22 protein-coding genes and 1 pseudogene are annotated in these 15,396 nt (G+C 62.4%); 13 read left to right on the plus strand and 10 right to left on the minus strand.

Translation table 11 applies throughout. The features are described from left to right. Positions 1–15 precede the first annotated feature (15 nt). Positions 16–1,287: a pentapeptide repeat-containing protein gene (locus AC1RQ5_RS18655; protein ID WP_493200907.1), complete on the plus strand. Its 1,272-nt coding sequence runs from the start codon at positions 16–18 to the stop codon at positions 1,285–1,287. Positions 1,288–1,327: 40 nt separating this feature from the next. Further along, positions 1,328–1,576, plus strand: a complete 249-nt coding sequence (locus AC1RQ5_RS18660) for a DUF2442 domain-containing protein (protein ID WP_493200909.1) — start codon at positions 1,328–1,330, stop codon at positions 1,574–1,576. 134 nt (positions 1,577–1,710) lie between these two features. Here AC1RQ5_RS18660 and AC1RQ5_RS18665 read toward each other — a convergent pair whose 3' ends face one another. The 3 genes from AC1RQ5_RS18665 to AC1RQ5_RS18675 all read right to left on the minus strand — a co-directional run bounded on the left by AC1RQ5_RS18665 (position 1,711) and on the right by AC1RQ5_RS18675 (position 2,744). Then, the gene (locus tag AC1RQ5_RS18665) at positions 1,711–1,956 is read right to left on the minus strand and encodes a DUF3551 domain-containing protein (RefSeq protein WP_493200910.1); all 246 of its coding nucleotides are present in this window, start codon (positions 1,954–1,956) and stop codon (positions 1,711–1,713) included. Between the two features lie 268 nt (positions 1,957–2,224). After that, a complete protein-coding gene (locus tag AC1RQ5_RS18670; protein ID WP_493200912.1) occupies positions 2,225–2,452 on the minus strand; it encodes a hypothetical protein in 228 nt (75 codons plus the stop codon). A gap of 106 nt (positions 2,453–2,558) precedes the next feature. After that, entirely contained in the window at positions 2,559–2,744 is a 186-nt protein-coding gene (locus AC1RQ5_RS18675) for a hypothetical protein (protein WP_493200913.1), read from the minus strand. A gap of 131 nt (positions 2,745–2,875) precedes the next feature. On the opposite strand from AC1RQ5_RS18675, the gene AC1RQ5_RS18680 reads away from it, so the two are divergent. Together AC1RQ5_RS18680 and AC1RQ5_RS18685 are read left to right on the plus strand one after the other, a co-directional pair. Beyond that, positions 2,876–3,052, plus strand: coding sequence for a hypothetical protein (locus tag AC1RQ5_RS18680; protein WP_398476644.1), 177 nt, complete (start codon positions 2,876–2,878; stop codon positions 3,050–3,052). Between the two features lie 69 nt (positions 3,053–3,121). Then, complete coding sequence (locus AC1RQ5_RS18685) at positions 3,122–4,360, plus strand: sensor histidine kinase (protein ID WP_493200915.1); 1,239 nt, start codon at positions 3,122–3,124, stop codon at positions 4,358–4,360. 35 nt (positions 4,361–4,395) lie between these two features. Here AC1RQ5_RS18685 and AC1RQ5_RS18690 read toward each other — a convergent pair whose 3' ends face one another. The 4 genes and pseudogenes from AC1RQ5_RS18690 to AC1RQ5_RS18705 all read right to left on the minus strand — a co-directional run bounded on the left by AC1RQ5_RS18690 (position 4,396) and on the right by AC1RQ5_RS18705 (position 6,117). Further along, entirely contained in the window at positions 4,396–5,097 is a 702-nt protein-coding gene (locus AC1RQ5_RS18690) for an alpha/beta fold hydrolase (protein WP_493200917.1), read from the minus strand. Positions 5,098–5,138: 41 nt separating this feature from the next. After that, a complete protein-coding gene (locus tag AC1RQ5_RS18695) occupies positions 5,139–5,441 on the minus strand; it encodes a type II toxin-antitoxin system HicB family antitoxin (protein WP_493200919.1) in 303 nt (100 codons plus the stop codon). Further along, on the minus strand, positions 5,441–5,638 hold the full coding sequence (locus AC1RQ5_RS18700) for a type II toxin-antitoxin system HicA family toxin (protein WP_398476652.1): 198 nt from the start codon (positions 5,636–5,638) through the stop codon (positions 5,441–5,443). Before AC1RQ5_RS18700 ends, AC1RQ5_RS18695 begins: the two co-directional genes overlap by 1 nt. 12 nt (positions 5,639–5,650) lie before the next feature. Then, positions 5,651–6,117 (minus strand): annotated as a pseudogene (locus tag AC1RQ5_RS18705) (translation initiation factor 2). A 205-nt stretch (positions 6,118–6,322) separates the two neighbouring features. Here AC1RQ5_RS18705 and AC1RQ5_RS18710 point away from each other — a divergent pair. The 9 genes from AC1RQ5_RS18710 to AC1RQ5_RS18750 all read left to right on the plus strand — a co-directional run bounded on the left by AC1RQ5_RS18710 (position 6,323) and on the right by AC1RQ5_RS18750 (position 13,875). Then, positions 6,323–7,414 carry a TRAP transporter substrate-binding protein gene (locus AC1RQ5_RS18710; protein ID WP_493200920.1) on the plus strand — a complete coding sequence of 364 codons (1,092 nt, stop codon included), beginning with the start codon at positions 6,323–6,325 and terminating at the stop codon, positions 7,412–7,414. A 131-nt stretch (positions 7,415–7,545) separates the two neighbouring features. Further along, complete coding sequence (locus AC1RQ5_RS18715; RefSeq protein WP_493200922.1) at positions 7,546–8,502, plus strand: Bug family tripartite tricarboxylate transporter substrate binding protein; 957 nt, start codon at positions 7,546–7,548, stop codon at positions 8,500–8,502. A gap of 434 nt (positions 8,503–8,936) precedes the next feature. After that, complete coding sequence (locus AC1RQ5_RS18720) at positions 8,937–9,620, plus strand: lytic transglycosylase domain-containing protein (protein ID WP_493200924.1); 684 nt, start codon at positions 8,937–8,939, stop codon at positions 9,618–9,620. A gap of 137 nt (positions 9,621–9,757) precedes the next feature. Further along, positions 9,758–10,753, plus strand: a complete 996-nt coding sequence (locus AC1RQ5_RS18725; protein WP_493200925.1) for a DUF808 domain-containing protein — start codon at positions 9,758–9,760, stop codon at positions 10,751–10,753. A 51-nt stretch (positions 10,754–10,804) separates the two neighbouring features. Continuing rightward, positions 10,805–11,386, plus strand: coding sequence for a hypothetical protein (locus AC1RQ5_RS18730; protein ID WP_493200927.1), 582 nt, complete (start codon positions 10,805–10,807; stop codon positions 11,384–11,386). Between the two features lie 91 nt (positions 11,387–11,477). Beyond that, a complete protein-coding gene (locus AC1RQ5_RS18735; RefSeq protein ID WP_493200929.1) occupies positions 11,478–12,152 on the plus strand; it encodes a nitroreductase in 675 nt (224 codons plus the stop codon). Further along, positions 12,136–12,654: a 2'-5' RNA ligase family protein gene (locus AC1RQ5_RS18740; protein WP_493200930.1), complete on the plus strand. Its 519-nt coding sequence runs from the start codon at positions 12,136–12,138 to the stop codon at positions 12,652–12,654. The genes AC1RQ5_RS18735 and AC1RQ5_RS18740 overlap by 17 nt, the downstream gene beginning before the upstream one ends. Before the next feature lie 131 nt (positions 12,655–12,785). Then, entirely contained in the window at positions 12,786–13,580 is a 795-nt protein-coding gene (locus AC1RQ5_RS18745; protein ID WP_493200931.1) for a YggS family pyridoxal phosphate-dependent enzyme, read from the plus strand. 91 nt (positions 13,581–13,671) lie between these two features. After that, a complete protein-coding gene (locus AC1RQ5_RS18750; protein ID WP_493200932.1) occupies positions 13,672–13,875 on the plus strand; it encodes a hypothetical protein in 204 nt (67 codons plus the stop codon). Between the two features lie 7 nt (positions 13,876–13,882). Here the strand turns inward: AC1RQ5_RS18750 and AC1RQ5_RS18755 are convergent, their stop codons facing one another. Genes AC1RQ5_RS18755 through AC1RQ5_RS18765 form a run of 3 tightly spaced genes read right to left on the minus strand, consistent with a single transcriptional unit; the run spans position 13,883 to position 15,123 of the window. After that, the gene (locus tag AC1RQ5_RS18755; RefSeq protein ID WP_493200934.1) at positions 13,883–14,368 is read right to left on the minus strand and encodes a cupredoxin domain-containing protein; all 486 of its coding nucleotides are present in this window, start codon (positions 14,366–14,368) and stop codon (positions 13,883–13,885) included. Between the two features lie 47 nt (positions 14,369–14,415). After that, positions 14,416–14,775 carry a hypothetical protein gene (locus AC1RQ5_RS18760; protein WP_398476674.1) on the minus strand — a complete coding sequence of 120 codons (360 nt, stop codon included), beginning with the start codon at positions 14,773–14,775 and terminating at the stop codon, positions 14,416–14,418. Between the two features lie 60 nt (positions 14,776–14,835). Then, positions 14,836–15,123, minus strand: coding sequence for a hypothetical protein (locus AC1RQ5_RS18765; RefSeq protein ID WP_493200937.1), 288 nt, complete (start codon positions 15,121–15,123; stop codon positions 14,836–14,838). Positions 15,124–15,396: the final 273 nt, after the last annotated feature.

A 15,396-nucleotide genomic window follows, 5' to 3' on the forward strand; every position in this document is an offset into this window, starting at 1 on the left:
CAGAGGCCGTCGAGAATGCCTGAGATTGTATTAGAAACCTCCGCGCCCCGCGCCAATCAGAGCAACGAATGTGTAAAGACGGCGCTCAGCCACCACGAAGCGAAGAGCGGACTTTGGGACCTTTTCTTTCTAAACCGCGCAGCGCTGACCAACACCCCAGCTTTTCTTCGAGCTTGGACCACAATCTTAGCTTTCGCGATCGTACTCCTCTTTGCTGCCTGCATAATATTCAGCTTCGCCATACTCTGGCGATTAGCGTGGGACTCCATCCAACTTCCCAATCCGCTATACCAAGAAGCCACCCGTAACTTCTTTCTGGCATTTGCAGCAATATTTGGCGCTCCGTTTTTGGTTTGGCGAGCAATCGTGGCCCATCAACAAGCAGCAGCGGCGACCGAACAAGCTCGCGTCTCTCTGGAAAATCATTTTACCGGCATATTCGCAAAATCCGTGGAATTGCTTGGTGCTGAACGTGAAAAGACGAAGATCGACGCTGAAGGAAAATCAACAAGTCATTCAGCCCCAAATACAGAATCTCGCCTCGGCGCGCTCTACTCTCTCGAGAGACTCCTCAACGAGAGTTTTAAAGATCAAAGAGCAATTCTGGAAACCTTGTGCGCATATGTTCGAGAGAATAGCCCTCTCGATATCCCTACTGACGAGCAAGAAGAACGAGCTTTCTTCCGCGGCGAGTATCCGCCATCTCCAAGTCGACGTACCGACGTTCAAGCTGCGATCACGATTATTGGCAGAAGATCAAGAGAGGTAATCGATCGAGCGATCATCGAACGATGGCAGCTAGATCTACGCCGGACAAATCTCGTAGCTTATGATTTTTCTAGTCTAAACTTTGATCAATCAGACTTTAGCGGTTCATTTTTGAACGGCGCAATAATGAGCGACTCAAGCTTTGCCAACTCAAAGTTTGAGCGCACGTTTCTTCGCACAGCGAAACTGGATCGAGCTGACTTTAGATCATGTCAGCTGACCCACACTGATCTTTCCTATGCAAAGGTGGAAGGCACTGACTTCAACAACGCCACATTCAATCAAACAGATTTACGAAGATCGAGCGTCACTAGTTTCACGATCGAAGGTGCTGACCTTGAACATGCCTTTGGCGATTTTCTCCGATATGCAATTGAGAGCGTACAAAAGAACGGAATAAATGATGTCAATGCGCAGGAGATATTCTCCGTCGTCGAACTCCTGCAAAAGGCGAAGCACAACGACGAGACACGCTTTTCCAAAGCAACAATCGATGCACTAGCGCTCGCCTCTAATTAGCAACCACTGATGAACTGCACTTTCATCCCTCGAGCAAGCCATGACCATTTCGGCAACTAGCGTCCGCTTCGATGACGTCACCATGTGGGTCGAACTGACCGACGGGCGGACGCTTGGCGTGCCCCTCGCCTGGTTTCCGCGCCTGCTCCGCGCGACGCCCGAGCAACGCGATCAGGTCAAGATCAGCCGCCTCGGCCTGCGTTGGGAAGCGCTCGACGAGGACATTTCCATCGCTGGCCTGATTGCTGGGCGCGGCGATGTCACACAGCACTCCGAAAGCGCGGCGTAGCTCTGATCATAGGATGGGTAGAGCGGAGGCGCGGTGCGCCGGAGCGAAACCCATCGGCGGAGATTGCCGCGGTGACGGAATGATGGGTTTCGCTGCGCTCTACCCATCCTACGGCTGCCTACGGCTGCGCGCCTTTACCGAGCTCGCCGTGGCTTCGGCATGCGCTCATCCTGATACGATCCATACGCCATCCACGAATTGCGCACGCAATCGCCGCCGACGCCGCTGACCGACGCCTGACACTGATTGAGCGATGTGAATGAACAATCAGGCGTGCCGTCGGTCACCGGGGTGCGCTGGCACCAGGGATAATCTGGCGCCGCAGAGGCCGACGCCGCGCTCAGGAGAACGATCGCTGACGCGATGATGAATGTCCGCATGTTTCAATTCCTTCAATCACGGAAGGAAAAGGCCGGATGCGGCGAACGGTTCCCGGCTTCCGATGCATGCCAGAGCTATCGGCCATGAATGGGGATGGTACTCGGCCTGCATGGTTCGAGACGCCCGCGTCGCGGGCTCCTCACCATGAGGGTCTTTTATGGTGCCAAGCACTCTACCCCCATCCTGAGGAGCGGCCTTATTATGCCGCGTCTCGAAGGATGGCTGCAGTCTTCAGTCCGTCGACTTATCGCAAAAGAAAAGCCCGCACTAGGCGGGCCCTGCAATTACTCCAGATGGGGTGTTCATCGCCGGGATCATGGCGTCCAGTCGTTCGAAGATGATCGAGCCGGACTCATCGACCGCCACCTTCTCGGTGACATTGCAATCCCGGCAGATGAAGAGCCTTGCTTCCTCGCTCGGATTGCCCCCGTCCGTCAGATAACCCGCAAATGCACGCGCCTCGCCGCAGTCCGGACACTGTACCGGTCCTCTCATCGCAGTCCTCCTCAGTCCCAACGCAACGAGAATGGCCCACGGGGCCAGTTGGTTCCGCACCTGAGGCGAATTCGTGTCGGCCGCGAGGCAGCCCGCAATGCGCGGACTAGTGGGCCGCTTTCGGCGCACCGGCGCTGGCGGCGGGCGCCTTCCCTGCGTCGGCTGACGGCGCAAGCGTCGCGGCATGAATGACGAATCCGAGGAAGAGCAGCGCAATCACGCCAGCGACGATCGCGCCAGCGTTGCTGTCGGTGCCGGCGTCTTTCAGGGCATGATCGGGGGCGGAAGCCATGGTGGGTCCTTTGCTTTGTGACTAGGATGCTTGGCAAATCGTGCGACGATCATACGCGTCGAACGACGACATTTCCACCGCACGCCTGATCGCCGGACATGGCGATAGCCCCCACATTCGGAAACCGCCCCATGAAACTCCACGACCCCGCCGACAATGTCTGGACCGCGCAGCAGGACGAGGAGCTCAAGCTGCAGCTGGCCAATGGCCGCAGCATCAACGAGGTCGCGCTGCGCATGAAGCGCTCGCCCCTCGCCGTGCGGACGCGTGTCAACAAGCTCGGGATCCGCGAGGTCAAGGAGGGCTAGGCGCCGTCCGGCTGGAACGAAGCCGAACACCGCGCGTTATGGCGCGAATCCCAACCACAGGAAGGCCCCATGGGCACGCTTCGCATCGTCTCGACGACTGATCCGCTCCCCGCCGCCGCGGACGCGCAGGCCGCGCTGTCGGATATCGATCTGCTCCATGCCATCAGCATGGACCTGATCGGCGAGCAGGACCCGACGGCGCTGTATGGCAAGATCGTCGATGCGGCCATTGCGATTACCGGATCGCAATTCGGCACGATGCAGCTGCGGCGCCAGCCCGACGACGGCGGCGCGCCCGGACTGCATCTCCTGGTCTCGCGCGGCTTGACGGATGACGACCGGGCGGTCTGGCAGTGGGTCAGCCCCACCGCTCATAGCAGCTGCACCAAGGCGCTGCACACCGGGCGGCGGGCGATCATCGCCGATTACGAGACCTGGGACGAGATTGCCGGCACGGCCGATCTCGACGCGTTTCGCCGCGCCGGCATCCGCTCCGCGCAGACGACCCCGCTGCTGTCCCGGGACGGCACCCTGCTCGGGATGATCTCGACCCATTGGCGCACCCCGCACGAGCCGTCGCAGCGCGATCTCCGCCTGCTCGACATCCTGGCGCGGCAGGCGGCGGACCTGCTCGAACGCACTCTTGCTGAAGAGGCTCTGCGCGAGCGCGAACAGGAGCTTCAGAAGACAGTTGAGGTGCTGCGCGAAACCCAACAATTGCAGGAAGTGCTCACCAGCGAACTCGGCCACCGCGTCAAGAACCTGTTCGCCATGGTCAGCGCGATCACGACGCACACGCTGCGCGGATCCACCGACCGCTTCCGGGCGCAGACCCTGCAACATCGCCTGACGGCGCTGAGCTCGGCGCATGACATCCTGCTGCAATCGAGCTGGAAGCCGGCGCCACTGAAAGACGTGGCCCTGGCCGCCGTCGCCAATGCCGGCATCAAGGATCGCGTGCAGATCGACGGCCCGCATGTGACCCTGGGCTCCAAGGCGGCGCTCAGCCTGGCGCTGCTGATCCATGAACTCGCGACCAACGCGCTGAAATACGGATCGCTGTCGCTAGGCGCCGGCCTCGTCGCACTGACGTGGCGGATCGACGGCGCTGCCGATGCCGAAACACTGTATGTGACGTGGACCGAGACCAAGGGCCCGAAGGTCGAACCGCCCACGGATACCGGCTTCGGCTCGCGGCTCATCAATGCGGGCATTTCCGGCCTCGGCGATGTCATCCTCGCCTACAAGCCCACCGGGCTGGAGTGTCAGATGCGCGCGCCGCTGCAGGACCTGCAGGGCGCCGAATAGCGCTACGATCCGCGCATCACGCGCCGAGCGATCAATCAGTCCCTGCCCGGCGCCGTCGCTCTCGCAAGCCACGGCGCGATGATCGCCAGCAGCTCGGCCGGCGTCTCCATCGGGATCATGTGGCCGGCACGTTCGACAACGATCAGCTCCGATCCCGCGATGCCCGCATGCAGCTCTTCCGACTCCGCCACCGAGCGCAACCGGTCGGAGCGCGCGGCTATGATCAGCGTCGGACAGGCGATGTCGCCAAGCCGTTCCTCGCTTTGCCGGTCCAGCATGGACTGCCGGCGAAACACATCGCCGCCGAGGCGTGCGCTCATGGCCTGAATGCGGGTGATCAGGACGTCATCATTGCTGCGGTCGGGATGCAGCGACGGCGTGACCCCGGCCCGGCTGAGACCGCCAAAGCCGGCGTCGGCGATCTGTGCCACCGCCATGGCCTTGCGGCGCATCTGCGCATGTGTATCGGCGCGGGCGGAGGTGGCGATCAGGATCAAGGCGGACACGCGCTCGGGCGCCATCCGCACGATCTCGCGCGCCACATAGCCGCCCATGGAGAAGCCGATCACCGCGAAACGGTCAGGCGCCGCAGCCAGCGCCCGCGCCGCCATCTCGGCCATGGACGTGTCGCGGCTGGTATCCGCATGGACGATCGGCGCAAAAGGCTGCAGCCCAGGCACCACATCGCGCCAGAGATCGTCGTCGAGCATGAAGCCGGGAATGAGGAGAAGAGCCATCGGGGCACTTACGCCCGAGATGTGCCGGACTTCAAGCTACGCTACGCTGCCGTCACCTGATCGCTGTGCGGCGTGACAAAGGCGATCACGGCGTCAGTCGCGTCCGCAACGAAATCAGCATTATCGCGCAAGGCTTCGATTGTTTGCGGCTGCGGGATGGCGTCGCCATCGGCGCGCATCATGGCAAGATGACCAGCGAGCGCCTCGCCAGCATTGGCGATGGCTTCCTCGAACGTATCGCCGGCCGATATGCAGCCCGGCACGTCGGGGAAGCTGACGCCATAACTCGTATCCTTGTCCTTGTGGACGAGTGCGATGTACCCCCTGATATTATCCTTAGTCATCAGCGTGGCTCCTTCAGACCGGCCTGCCGGTAGATAGAGCGAACCGTTTTCGGATGCAGGTCGCGCTTCGGATGCGGCACCGTCACTTTACCCGATTTGATCGCATGCTTGAAGTGGTGGTGGCTGCCGATCGCGCCGATGAAGCGCCAGCCATCGGCTTCCAACTCCCTTATCAAATCGCGCGAGTTAACCGGCATCGGCCATGGGCATCAGGTTCCCGTGCGGGGTGCCGCAACCGGCGGCGGCACTGGGCGCGGGCGCGGCGGCACGCGACGAACAGGCGGTGGCGCAACTGGAATGGGCTGCAACGTCACGATCACCGGGTTAGGCTTGTGATCCATCGCTGCGCCCGTAGCGGCGTCTACGCCCATGCCGACAATGCCACCCAACAGAAGGTTTCCGGCAAAGCCAGCGCCGCCGCTGCCCGAGATATCCTTGGTCAACGGAATGACCTGCGGCTCGAAGCCCTCCTTGCTCACCGTCACGACGATATCGGCGTTACGTTTCGCTTGGACGACGCAAGGCGTGACGCAGGTTGTCGGCACTTCCAGGCGGCAACATCGGCCACCGCACCGGATGGCGTTGAAGCAATCGAAATGCTCTCCGTGGTGCCCCTGGTCACCGAGGCGCAACCGCCCAATGCGATGCAAAGCATCGCGCTAAAAAACAAACGCATGAAAAAATCCCCCGTAATGCGAGCATCAAAGCGCAACTATAGGATGATGACAAGCAGCATTGCATCGACTTTAGTCGCGCTGGCAGGATGACCACGGAGGCCATTTCTTCATCCCGCAGCGCAGCTTTACACCCCGCCAAACACCCCCGAAGATCGGCGCACGAACAACAATAACGGGCGAACTGCCCGGTCAGGGGAAACATCCATGAAACGTCGTGACTTTCTAAAAATGTCGGCTGTCGGCGCGGTGACCGCAGGTGCCGTCGCCTCGCCCGCCATCGCGCAATCCTCGCCCGAAGTGAAATGGCGGCTCACGTCCAGCTTTCCGAAATCGCTGGATACGCTCTATGGCGGCGCCGAGCTGTTCGTGAAGCAGGTCGCGGAGATGACCGACAACAAATTCCAGATCCAGCCTTTTGCCGCCGGCGAAATCGTGCCGGGCCTGCAGGCGCTGGATGCCGCGTCGAACGGCACGGTCGAGATGGCGCACACCTCCGCTTACTACTATGTGGGCAAGGATCCGACCTTCGCGATCTATACGGCGGCGCCGTTCGGGCTGAACACGCGGATGCAGAATTCCTGGTGGTATCAGGGCGGCGGCGATGCGCTCGGCAATGCGTTCTTCGCCAAATACGGCGTGATAGGCATTCCCGCCGGCAATACCGGCACGCAGATGGGCGGCTGGTTTCGCAAGGAGATCAAATCCGTCGACGACCTCAAGGGACTCAAGATGCGCATCGCCGGCATTGCCGGCCAGGTGTTGCAGAAGGTCGGCGTGGTGCCGCAGCAGCTCGCCGGCGGCGACGTCTATCCGGCCATCGAGAAAGGCACGATCGATGCGGCGGAATGGGTCGGCCCGTATGACGACGAGAAACTCGGCCTGCAGAAGGTCGCGAAGTTCTACTACTATCCCGGTTTCTGGGAAGGCAGCGCCATGCTGCACAACATGGTCAATCTCGCCAAATGGAATGAGCTGCCGAAGCATTATCAGACGGTGATCGCGAATGCCTCGGCCAATGCCAATCTGTGGATGAGCGCACGCTATGACATGCTGAACCCGGCGGCGCTGAAACGGCTGATCGCCAGCGGCACCCAGCTGAAGCCCTATCCCGTCGATATGATGGATGCCTGTCTCAAGGCGACCAACGAGCTGTGGAGTGAGATCTCGGCGAAGAACGCCGACTTCAAGAAGACCATCGAGGCGATGCAGGCCTATCGCAACGATCAGTATCTGTGGTGGCAGGTCGCCGAGCACACCTTTGACAGCTACATGATCCGCTCGCGCCCGCGCGGCTGAAGCATTTGCGAAATCCCGGACGACGCGTGACGTCCTCCGGGATTCCACCGCAGATAGCTTTCGCACAAACTATTTGACACCGCAGGGTGTCCTCCGCCCTATGCGCAAAACATCAGGGAGAGGACACCGTCTTGCGGAATATTCTGATTGCAGCTTCCATGCTGCTGGGCATTACACCGGCACTTGCTGCGGACTACCCCACACGCCCGATCCGTCTCATCGTGCCGCTGCCGGCCGGCTCCTCCACCGATGCGATTGCGCGGGTGTTTGCCGACAGCGTCTCGGCAAAACTCGGCCAGCAGTTCATCATCGACAACAAGACCGGCGCCGACGGTGCCATCGCCGCCACCGAGGTCAAGCGCAGCGCGCCGGATGGCTACACGATCATGCTGGCGTCCAACAGCGCCATGTCCGGCGTGCCCGCCTTGCGCAAGGCTCCGCCCTATGACGTGACGGCCGACTTCAGCCCGATCGTCAATATCGGCCGCTACAACTTCTTCCTCTATGTGAACAGCGATGTCCCGGCCAAGACGCTTAGCGAATTCATCACCTATGCCAAAGCCAATCCCGGCAAGGTCGCTTATGGCGCCGGCAACACCACCGGCCGCCTGTCGGTGGCTTCGCTCGCGATGGCGAACGGACTCGACATGACCCATGTCCCCTATCGCGGCGAACCGCCGGCGATCACCGATCTCGTCACCGGCCGCATTCAGGTCATGCTGGCCACGTCAGGGATCGGGATGGGCCACGTGAAGGAAGGCAAGCTGCGCGCGCTCGCGACCATTCTCGAACAGCGCAGCCCGTCTTACCCGGATATTCCGACCATGGCGGAGGCCGGCTTCCCCGACCTCAAGATCACCGCCTGGGCCGCCGTGTTCGGCCCGCGCGACATGCCCGCCGATGTGATCGCAACGCTCAACAAGGCGTTTCGCGAGGCCATGAACGATCCGGCGGTGAAACAGCGCATGCTGGAACAGGACATCACGCTGACGCCCTCGACGCCGGAAGAACTCGGCGACATGGTCAAGCGTCAGCTCGACATCCACCGCAAGATCGTGTCGTCCGCTGGCATTGAACTGATGCCGTGATGGGCATTGCGATGCGGCCGCGCAGCTGGAGCGTTTTCAGATTGAGATGGCCACCAGCCTCGTGGTGAGGAGGCGCGAAGCGTCGTCTCGAACCATTAGATGGCGGGGCTGAGTCTGCGGCCATCCTTCGAGACGCCGCTGCGCGGCTCCTCAGGAAGAGGAGGAGTTCGTGGAGAGGCCCCGCCATCTCAAAATGAAAGCGCTCTAGACCGCTCGCCAGACATGTCCCCCGGATTCCGCGTCCCGGCATCCGGAGAGGCACTCGCGCTGTCGTCGGTTGCCGCCGCAAACAACACAGTCTACCGTCGCGGATGCCTTCGTCGCGCGCCAGTTCTCCCATCCGCAAAGCGCGCAAGAAATCAGGCCGGATCAGATTTGCCGCGCGGTGGCTGCGACGACGATGGGCCACGACATCCACCTGGGTTCGGGTCCTCGTGATCGCCACCACGATCCTGATCAGTCTGCCACTCGTCAATCTCGTTGTTCAGGTCATCCGCAAGCCGACCGAGCTGTGGTTTGTTGCCGACGGAACGCTCGCCAAACAACCTGCCGAGACCTGGCGGCACTACGGTGCGTCGTTCCGCGAATTTTCCACGGACCGCATCAGCCCTGACTTGCTGGCGGCGCTGACGCAGACCGAGAGCACCGGCAATCCCGTCGTGCGCACCTATTGGCGCTGGCGGTGGAGCTGGAATCCGGCGGCATGGTACAAGCCTGCGTCCAGCGCCGTCGGCCTGTTGCAAATGACCGACCCGGCCTTTGCCGAGGCCTCGCGCTTCTGCATCCGCGACCATCGGGTGATTTCGGACTGCTGGTTCACCAGCCTGTATTTTCGCACGCTGCCGAGCCACGCCATCGAGCTTGCCTCGATCTATCTCGATCGCCAGGTCGCCGGCGTCATGGCCACCACGCCGGGCACCACGGCGAGCCCACAGCAGCGACAGGATCTCGCCGCGCTGATCCATCTGTGCGGCGCCCGGCCCGCCCGCGCATTCGTGCGCCGCGGCTTCCGGCCGCTGCCGGGCGAGCGCTGCGGCGATCATCTGGTTGCCCTCTATCTCGGCAAGGTCAACGCCATGGCGCAGCAATTTGCACGGCTCGCCAAAGCCGGCGACTAGCGAGTGCCACGGCCACTGCGGAACCCGATGGCTGCGACATCATTGACATCGGCCGCAATAGGCAACGCGCGCGTCGCACGATAAGCATCCCTGCCGCCATCTGCCGCCCTGCGGCTTCATCCCAGCCAGAGGCCGCCATGAGCGTTGGACTAATCGCACTGCTCGACGATATCGCAGGTCTCGCCAAGGTGGCAGCCGCCTCGGTCGACGACATTGCCGGACAGGCAGCGCGGGCCGGCGCCAAGGCGGCAGGCGTGGTCATCGACGATGCCGCGGTGACGCCGCGCTATGTGGTCGGCTTCGACGCCGCGCGCGAACTGCCGATCATCCGCAAGATTGCGATCGGCTCGCTGCGCAACAAGCTGCTGATCCTGTTGCCGGCGGCGCTTCTGCTCAGTCTGTTTGCGCCATGGGCGATCACGCCATTGCTGATGATCGGCGGCGCCTATCTGTGCTTCGAGGGCACCGAGAAAGTGGTCGAGGCGGTCATGCCGCATCACGCGTCGGAGGCCGCTGCGATCACGACGCAGGCTGTCGATCCCCAGACGCTGGAAAACGACAAGGTCGCCGGCGCGATCAAGACCGATTTCATCCTGTCGGCAGAGATCATGGCGATCACGCTGGCGGCGATCCCGCCGGGCCCCTTCGCGACCCGCGCCACGGTGCTGGCCGTGGTGGCGATCGGCATCACCGTCGTGGTCTATGGCGGCGTGGCATTGATCGTGAAGGCAGACGATGTCGGCCTGGCACTGGCCAAGAGCGATCCGGGCTCGGTGTGGGGCCGGTTCAAGGCCGGCACCGGCCGCGCATTGGTCAAGGGCATGCCGTATTTCCTGCGCGTGCTCGGCGTTGTCGGCACCGCCGCGATGATCTGGGTCGGTGGCGGCATCGTCGTCCATGGCCTCGCCGAATATGGCCTGACCGGCATCGAGCACGCCATTGCCGCTGCCGCCACATGGGCAGCGCGGGCGGTACCGGCGATCGCGGGTGCGGTGACGTGGATTGTCACGGCCATCGGCTCCGGCATTGTCGGCCTGCTGCTTGGCGCGGCGCTGATTCCGGTGGCGACCGCCATCGTGGCTCCGCTGTGGGCACGGCTGCGGAGGCCGAACCGCGTAACGTCCGCGTCATGAGCTGACCGGCTCGCTTTGCTCCGGGTCCCCCCCCGTCACCCATGAGGACAGATGCTGTCGCGCCTGCAACACGTGCTCCGCTCGGTCAGCGATGGCCTGAGCGCCTACAAGGACAATCCGGATCCGCTGGCGGTGCTTTCCAATACGGTGGCGCTGGTGATTGCCGGCAACCAGCCGTTCTATCCGCTCTATCTGCATGCGATCGTCGGCTTCGCGGCATGGCCGGCCTGGCTGACGCTGCTGACGATGCCGCTATTCGCGGCGGTGCCAGCGGTGGCGCGGCGGCATCCGCTGGCCGGGCGGATGATGCTGCCGGTGGTGGGCGTCGCCAATGGCGTGTTGGCGGTCAAACTGATCGGGGTCGATACGGCCGTCGAGCTATTCCTGCTGCCCTGCGTGTTGCTTGCGACGCTGCTGTTTCGCCCCACCGAAAAACTCGCGATGGCGGTCGTGGTGGTGTGTCCGTTTGCTGCCTATCTGGTGATCGATCCCTTGGTCGGCCATCCGCTCGCCGTGTATAGCGCCGCGGAATATCGATCGATCATCGGCATGCACGCCTTCAGCGTCGCCTCGCTGTTCGCGCTGATCGGCTTTGTGTTTCCATCGCAGACGGCGGTCGATAACAGGCGCTGATCGCGCGCGCATGCATGAGGCGATTGCACTTGGCACCGGAAAGCTGGATTATCCCGGCAAGACAAAAACGCCTCAGGGAGCTTCCACGCCTATGCAGTTCGATGACGTCATTCTCGGCCGCCGCAGCATCCGCGGCTACAAGCCTGATCCGGTCCCGCAAAAGCTGATCGAGGAAATCATCAATCTGGCGATGCGCGCGCCGTCCTCGATGAATACCCAGCCGTGGAATTTCTACGTCATCACCGGCGAGCCGCTGAACAGGATCCGCGCGGGCAATACCGAACGCATGGTCGCCGGCGTTCCGCAATCGCGCGAATTTCGTACCGGGCAGCCTTTTGCCGGCCATCACCGCGACCGCCAGGTCGGCGTCGCCAAGCAGCTGTTCTCGGCCATGGGGATCGCGCGCGACGACAAGGAGATGCGGCAGGACTGGGTGCTGCGCGGCTTCCGCCAGTTCGACGCCCCGGTGTGCGTGATCGTGACCTATGACCGCGTGCTGGATGGCAGCGACGACACGCCGTTCGATTGCGGCGCCGTGGCCACCGCCCTCGTCAATGCCGCCTGGTCGCGCGGACTGGGTGCCGTAATCAACAGCCAGGGCATCATGCAGTCGCCGGTGGTGCGCGAACATGCGGGGATTGCCGACGACCAGATCATCATGAAGAGCATCGCGCTCGGCTGGCCCGATGACACGTTCCCGGCCAATGCCGTGGTGTCCGAGCGCAAGTCGGTGGCGGAAGCGACGCGTTTTGTCGGATTCGACTGAGCCTGTTTACATTCTCACCGCGCAGCTCGATGCTGAAAGCTTCGCATGGCTCGACACGCTGCGCCGAACGCATTTTCCGCCCGAGCGGAACGTGCTGTCGGCGCATTTGACGATGTTTCATCGACTGTCGCCATTGCAGGTCGCCCGCCTGCAGGCGATGCCGCTGCCCAGCGAACCGATCCCGCTGCAATTCGACGGCGTGATGTTTCTCGGCTTCGGCAACGCGATCTGCGCGACGTCACCCAGGCTCGAACAATTGCGCGCAGATGTGAAAGCCGCCATCGGCGACGGGCTGTCGCGCCAGGACGGGCAGCGCTGGCGGCCGCATGTGACCATTCAGAACAAGGCCGCTGCGCAAGCGGCCCACACGCTGCACGCGGCGCTGACGCAGGATTTCCAGATGCGGATGGGATCAGCGTGCGGATTACAGGTGTTTGAATATCTCGGCGGCCCGTGGCAACTGACACGATCGCTGCCATTCAAAGATGCGCCTGCAGATTAGTCCTGGCGATCTCGCCATCAAACTGGACTGCCAAGATCGGGTGTAACCGGATATTTCAATGGTCCGGCGATGTCTGTAAACCGCATCCGCAAGACCGGCGACCGCGCGTTCTGACCGCCACAGGTGACATGATGGACACGACCCTTGATTTCGGCACGGCGCTTTCGCCGGACGACATCGCCCGCTTCGGCCGCGATCCGGAAGCGGTCTTCCGCAACAATCTCGCGGCCGTCGAAACCCGCATCGCCGACGCCTGCGCCCGCGCAGGACGCGAGCGGGAATCGGTGCGGCTGCTGCCGATTACGAAAACCGTCCCCGCCCATGTGCTCCGGCTGGCGTTCCAGGCGGGGATCCGCGACTTCGGCGAGAACAAGATTCAGGAGGCGACCAGCAAGCGCGACGTGTTGATCGATCTTCCCATCGCATGGAGCATCGTCGGCCACCTGCAGACCAACAAGGTGAAATATCTCACGCGCTTTGCGCGCGAATTCCACGCGCTCGACAGTATGCGGCTTGCCGAGCTGCTCAATACCCGGCTGGAGCGGGAGGATCGTTTTCTCGACGTCTATGTTCAGGTCAACACATCGGGCGAAGAGAGCAAATTCGGCCTGCATCCCGACGCGCTGCCGTCCTTCGTCGATGGCCTCGATCAATTCCCGCGCCTTCGGCCGCGCGGACTGATGACGCTGGCATTGTTCAGCGATGACATGGCACGCGTGCGTCCCTGCTTCGCATTGCTGCGACGGCTTCGCGATCAGGTGGTCAAACGCAATGCTGGGCTGGTCGAGCTGTCGATGGGCATGACCGGCGACTTCGAAGCCGCGATCGAGGAAGGCGCCGATGTCGTTCGCGTCGGACAGGCGATCTTCGGCAAGCGGCCGACGCCCGACGGGCACTACTGGCCCGACTTTCCCAAAGCGGGATAATGGCCGGCCCCGTGGCACTCGTTAACTTTTTCTTTGGCCGATCGGAACCAACGGACGCCAGCGCCATTGAGAGCCATCACAGGAGGCCCCGATGCAGAGCCCCGCGCCCTCGCCTGACCGTTCCAGCGCCATTGCCTTTGTTGCTTTTGCCGCCGCCGCCACGGTCTGGATCGGCATTATGGCGGTTCAACCGAAGCCGGAAGGCCTGCAGGCCTCCGTCGTGGTCATGTCCAAACAGATCGCCATGACGCTGCCGCGGCCGGCCTGGGTGGAGCTGGCCGACCTGTCGCGCTGAGCCAGCGTTACTTGACGGTGATCGTGCCCGTCATCCCAGCCTCGCGATGGCCGGGGATCAGGCAGGCATATTCAAATTCACCGGCCTTGGTGAATTTCCAGACGATGTCGCTCGCCTTTTTCGGATCGAGCAGTTTTGCATTCGGGTCGTCATGCTTCATGGCGCCGGCCTTCATGGCCTCGGCATGGGCGAGGTTTTCGTCCGTGGTGGCCAGCACGAATTCATGTTCGAGTTCGCCGGAATTGCGCAGCACGAATTTCACCTGCTCGCCCTTGCGCACGTCGAGCTTGCTCGGCACGAACAGCATCTTCCCATCGCTCTCGGTCATCGCGACATTGACGATCCGCGCCGGGCGCTTGGGATCACCGGGCTCGCCCGCAGCGAATTTGGCAGCGGCGCCGTGATGTCCGTGATGACCGGCATCCGCAAAGGCCGGCATGGTTGCCGACATCGCGAGAGTCGCGACAATCACGGTGCTGGAAAATATCTGCATGGTTCGTCGTGCTCCATCATGCGCCGCGCCGCAGCGGTCAATTTGGGTTAGCCGCAGTTCCAGATCGGCCCGATCGGAGTCCGCGTGTAGCAAGGCCCCATGCTGCCGCCATTGAACTGGCCGCGATAAAAACCGGGCTGGCCGGGATAGCGCCACTGGCCTTCCCACCAATTGTAATATTGCGGTGTCTTGTCGATGTACCAGTGGCGGCGATCGCGCTTGGCCATTTTCAGGTCCGCCTGCTTCTGCATGAAAAGCGGCACACTGTTGTTGATGGGCTGGCGATAGCCCGGCAGGAAGCCGTAGCCCTGCCATTTCTGGGGCTTCTTCTTGGGTGCCGCCGCCATCGCATCGGCTGCAAACAGCGACATAGCGGCAATCAGGCAAAGGCAAATCAGGCGTGACATGCGCAAATCATAGCCGCTGCATTGCACGAATGCCACTGACACCTCGCCGCGCCCCGTCTGTCAGCTCTCGACACGCCGCATTCTTGCGCACAACTCGGCCGTGTGATCCACCACCGGCACCAATGCCGGCGCGTCCGGAACAGTCTCGCGTGGCGTATGGCCGGTCCGGGTCAATGTGGCCAGTGACGCCATCACCGCGGGCGCTGCCACGCGCGCCACCTGCGCCACACCCGCCGCCATGTCGAACCGGGGATGGCTGACCACCATCTCCACCACCAATGCGAGACCGGCCAGACCCAAAGTGCGCTTGCGGGACTTGATGGATAGTTTGCGAAACTTCATCGCCATGACAGGCTCATTCGGGCTCGAGGGCTGCGCAGCCGTTCGGCGCGCATCGACGGATCGTCCTGCCTCAAGATACGCGCGACTGTGGCAATACGTTTCGCAGCCGCGAACAACACTGCTCGCAAGTGATCACGTTGCGCGGAGGCGCGCGTGAGTTTGGAATCGTGCAAAATTCCACGCGACGGTCGCGCCGTATCCCGCAGCCGCCATTCGTCTAGTTTCCCGCAAGGCAACACATGTATTAGCTTACCCTCAGGGAATCCGATGCGCTCGCGC

It is taken from the genome of Tardiphaga sp. GW821-FHT12E02 (assembly GCF_058807155.1).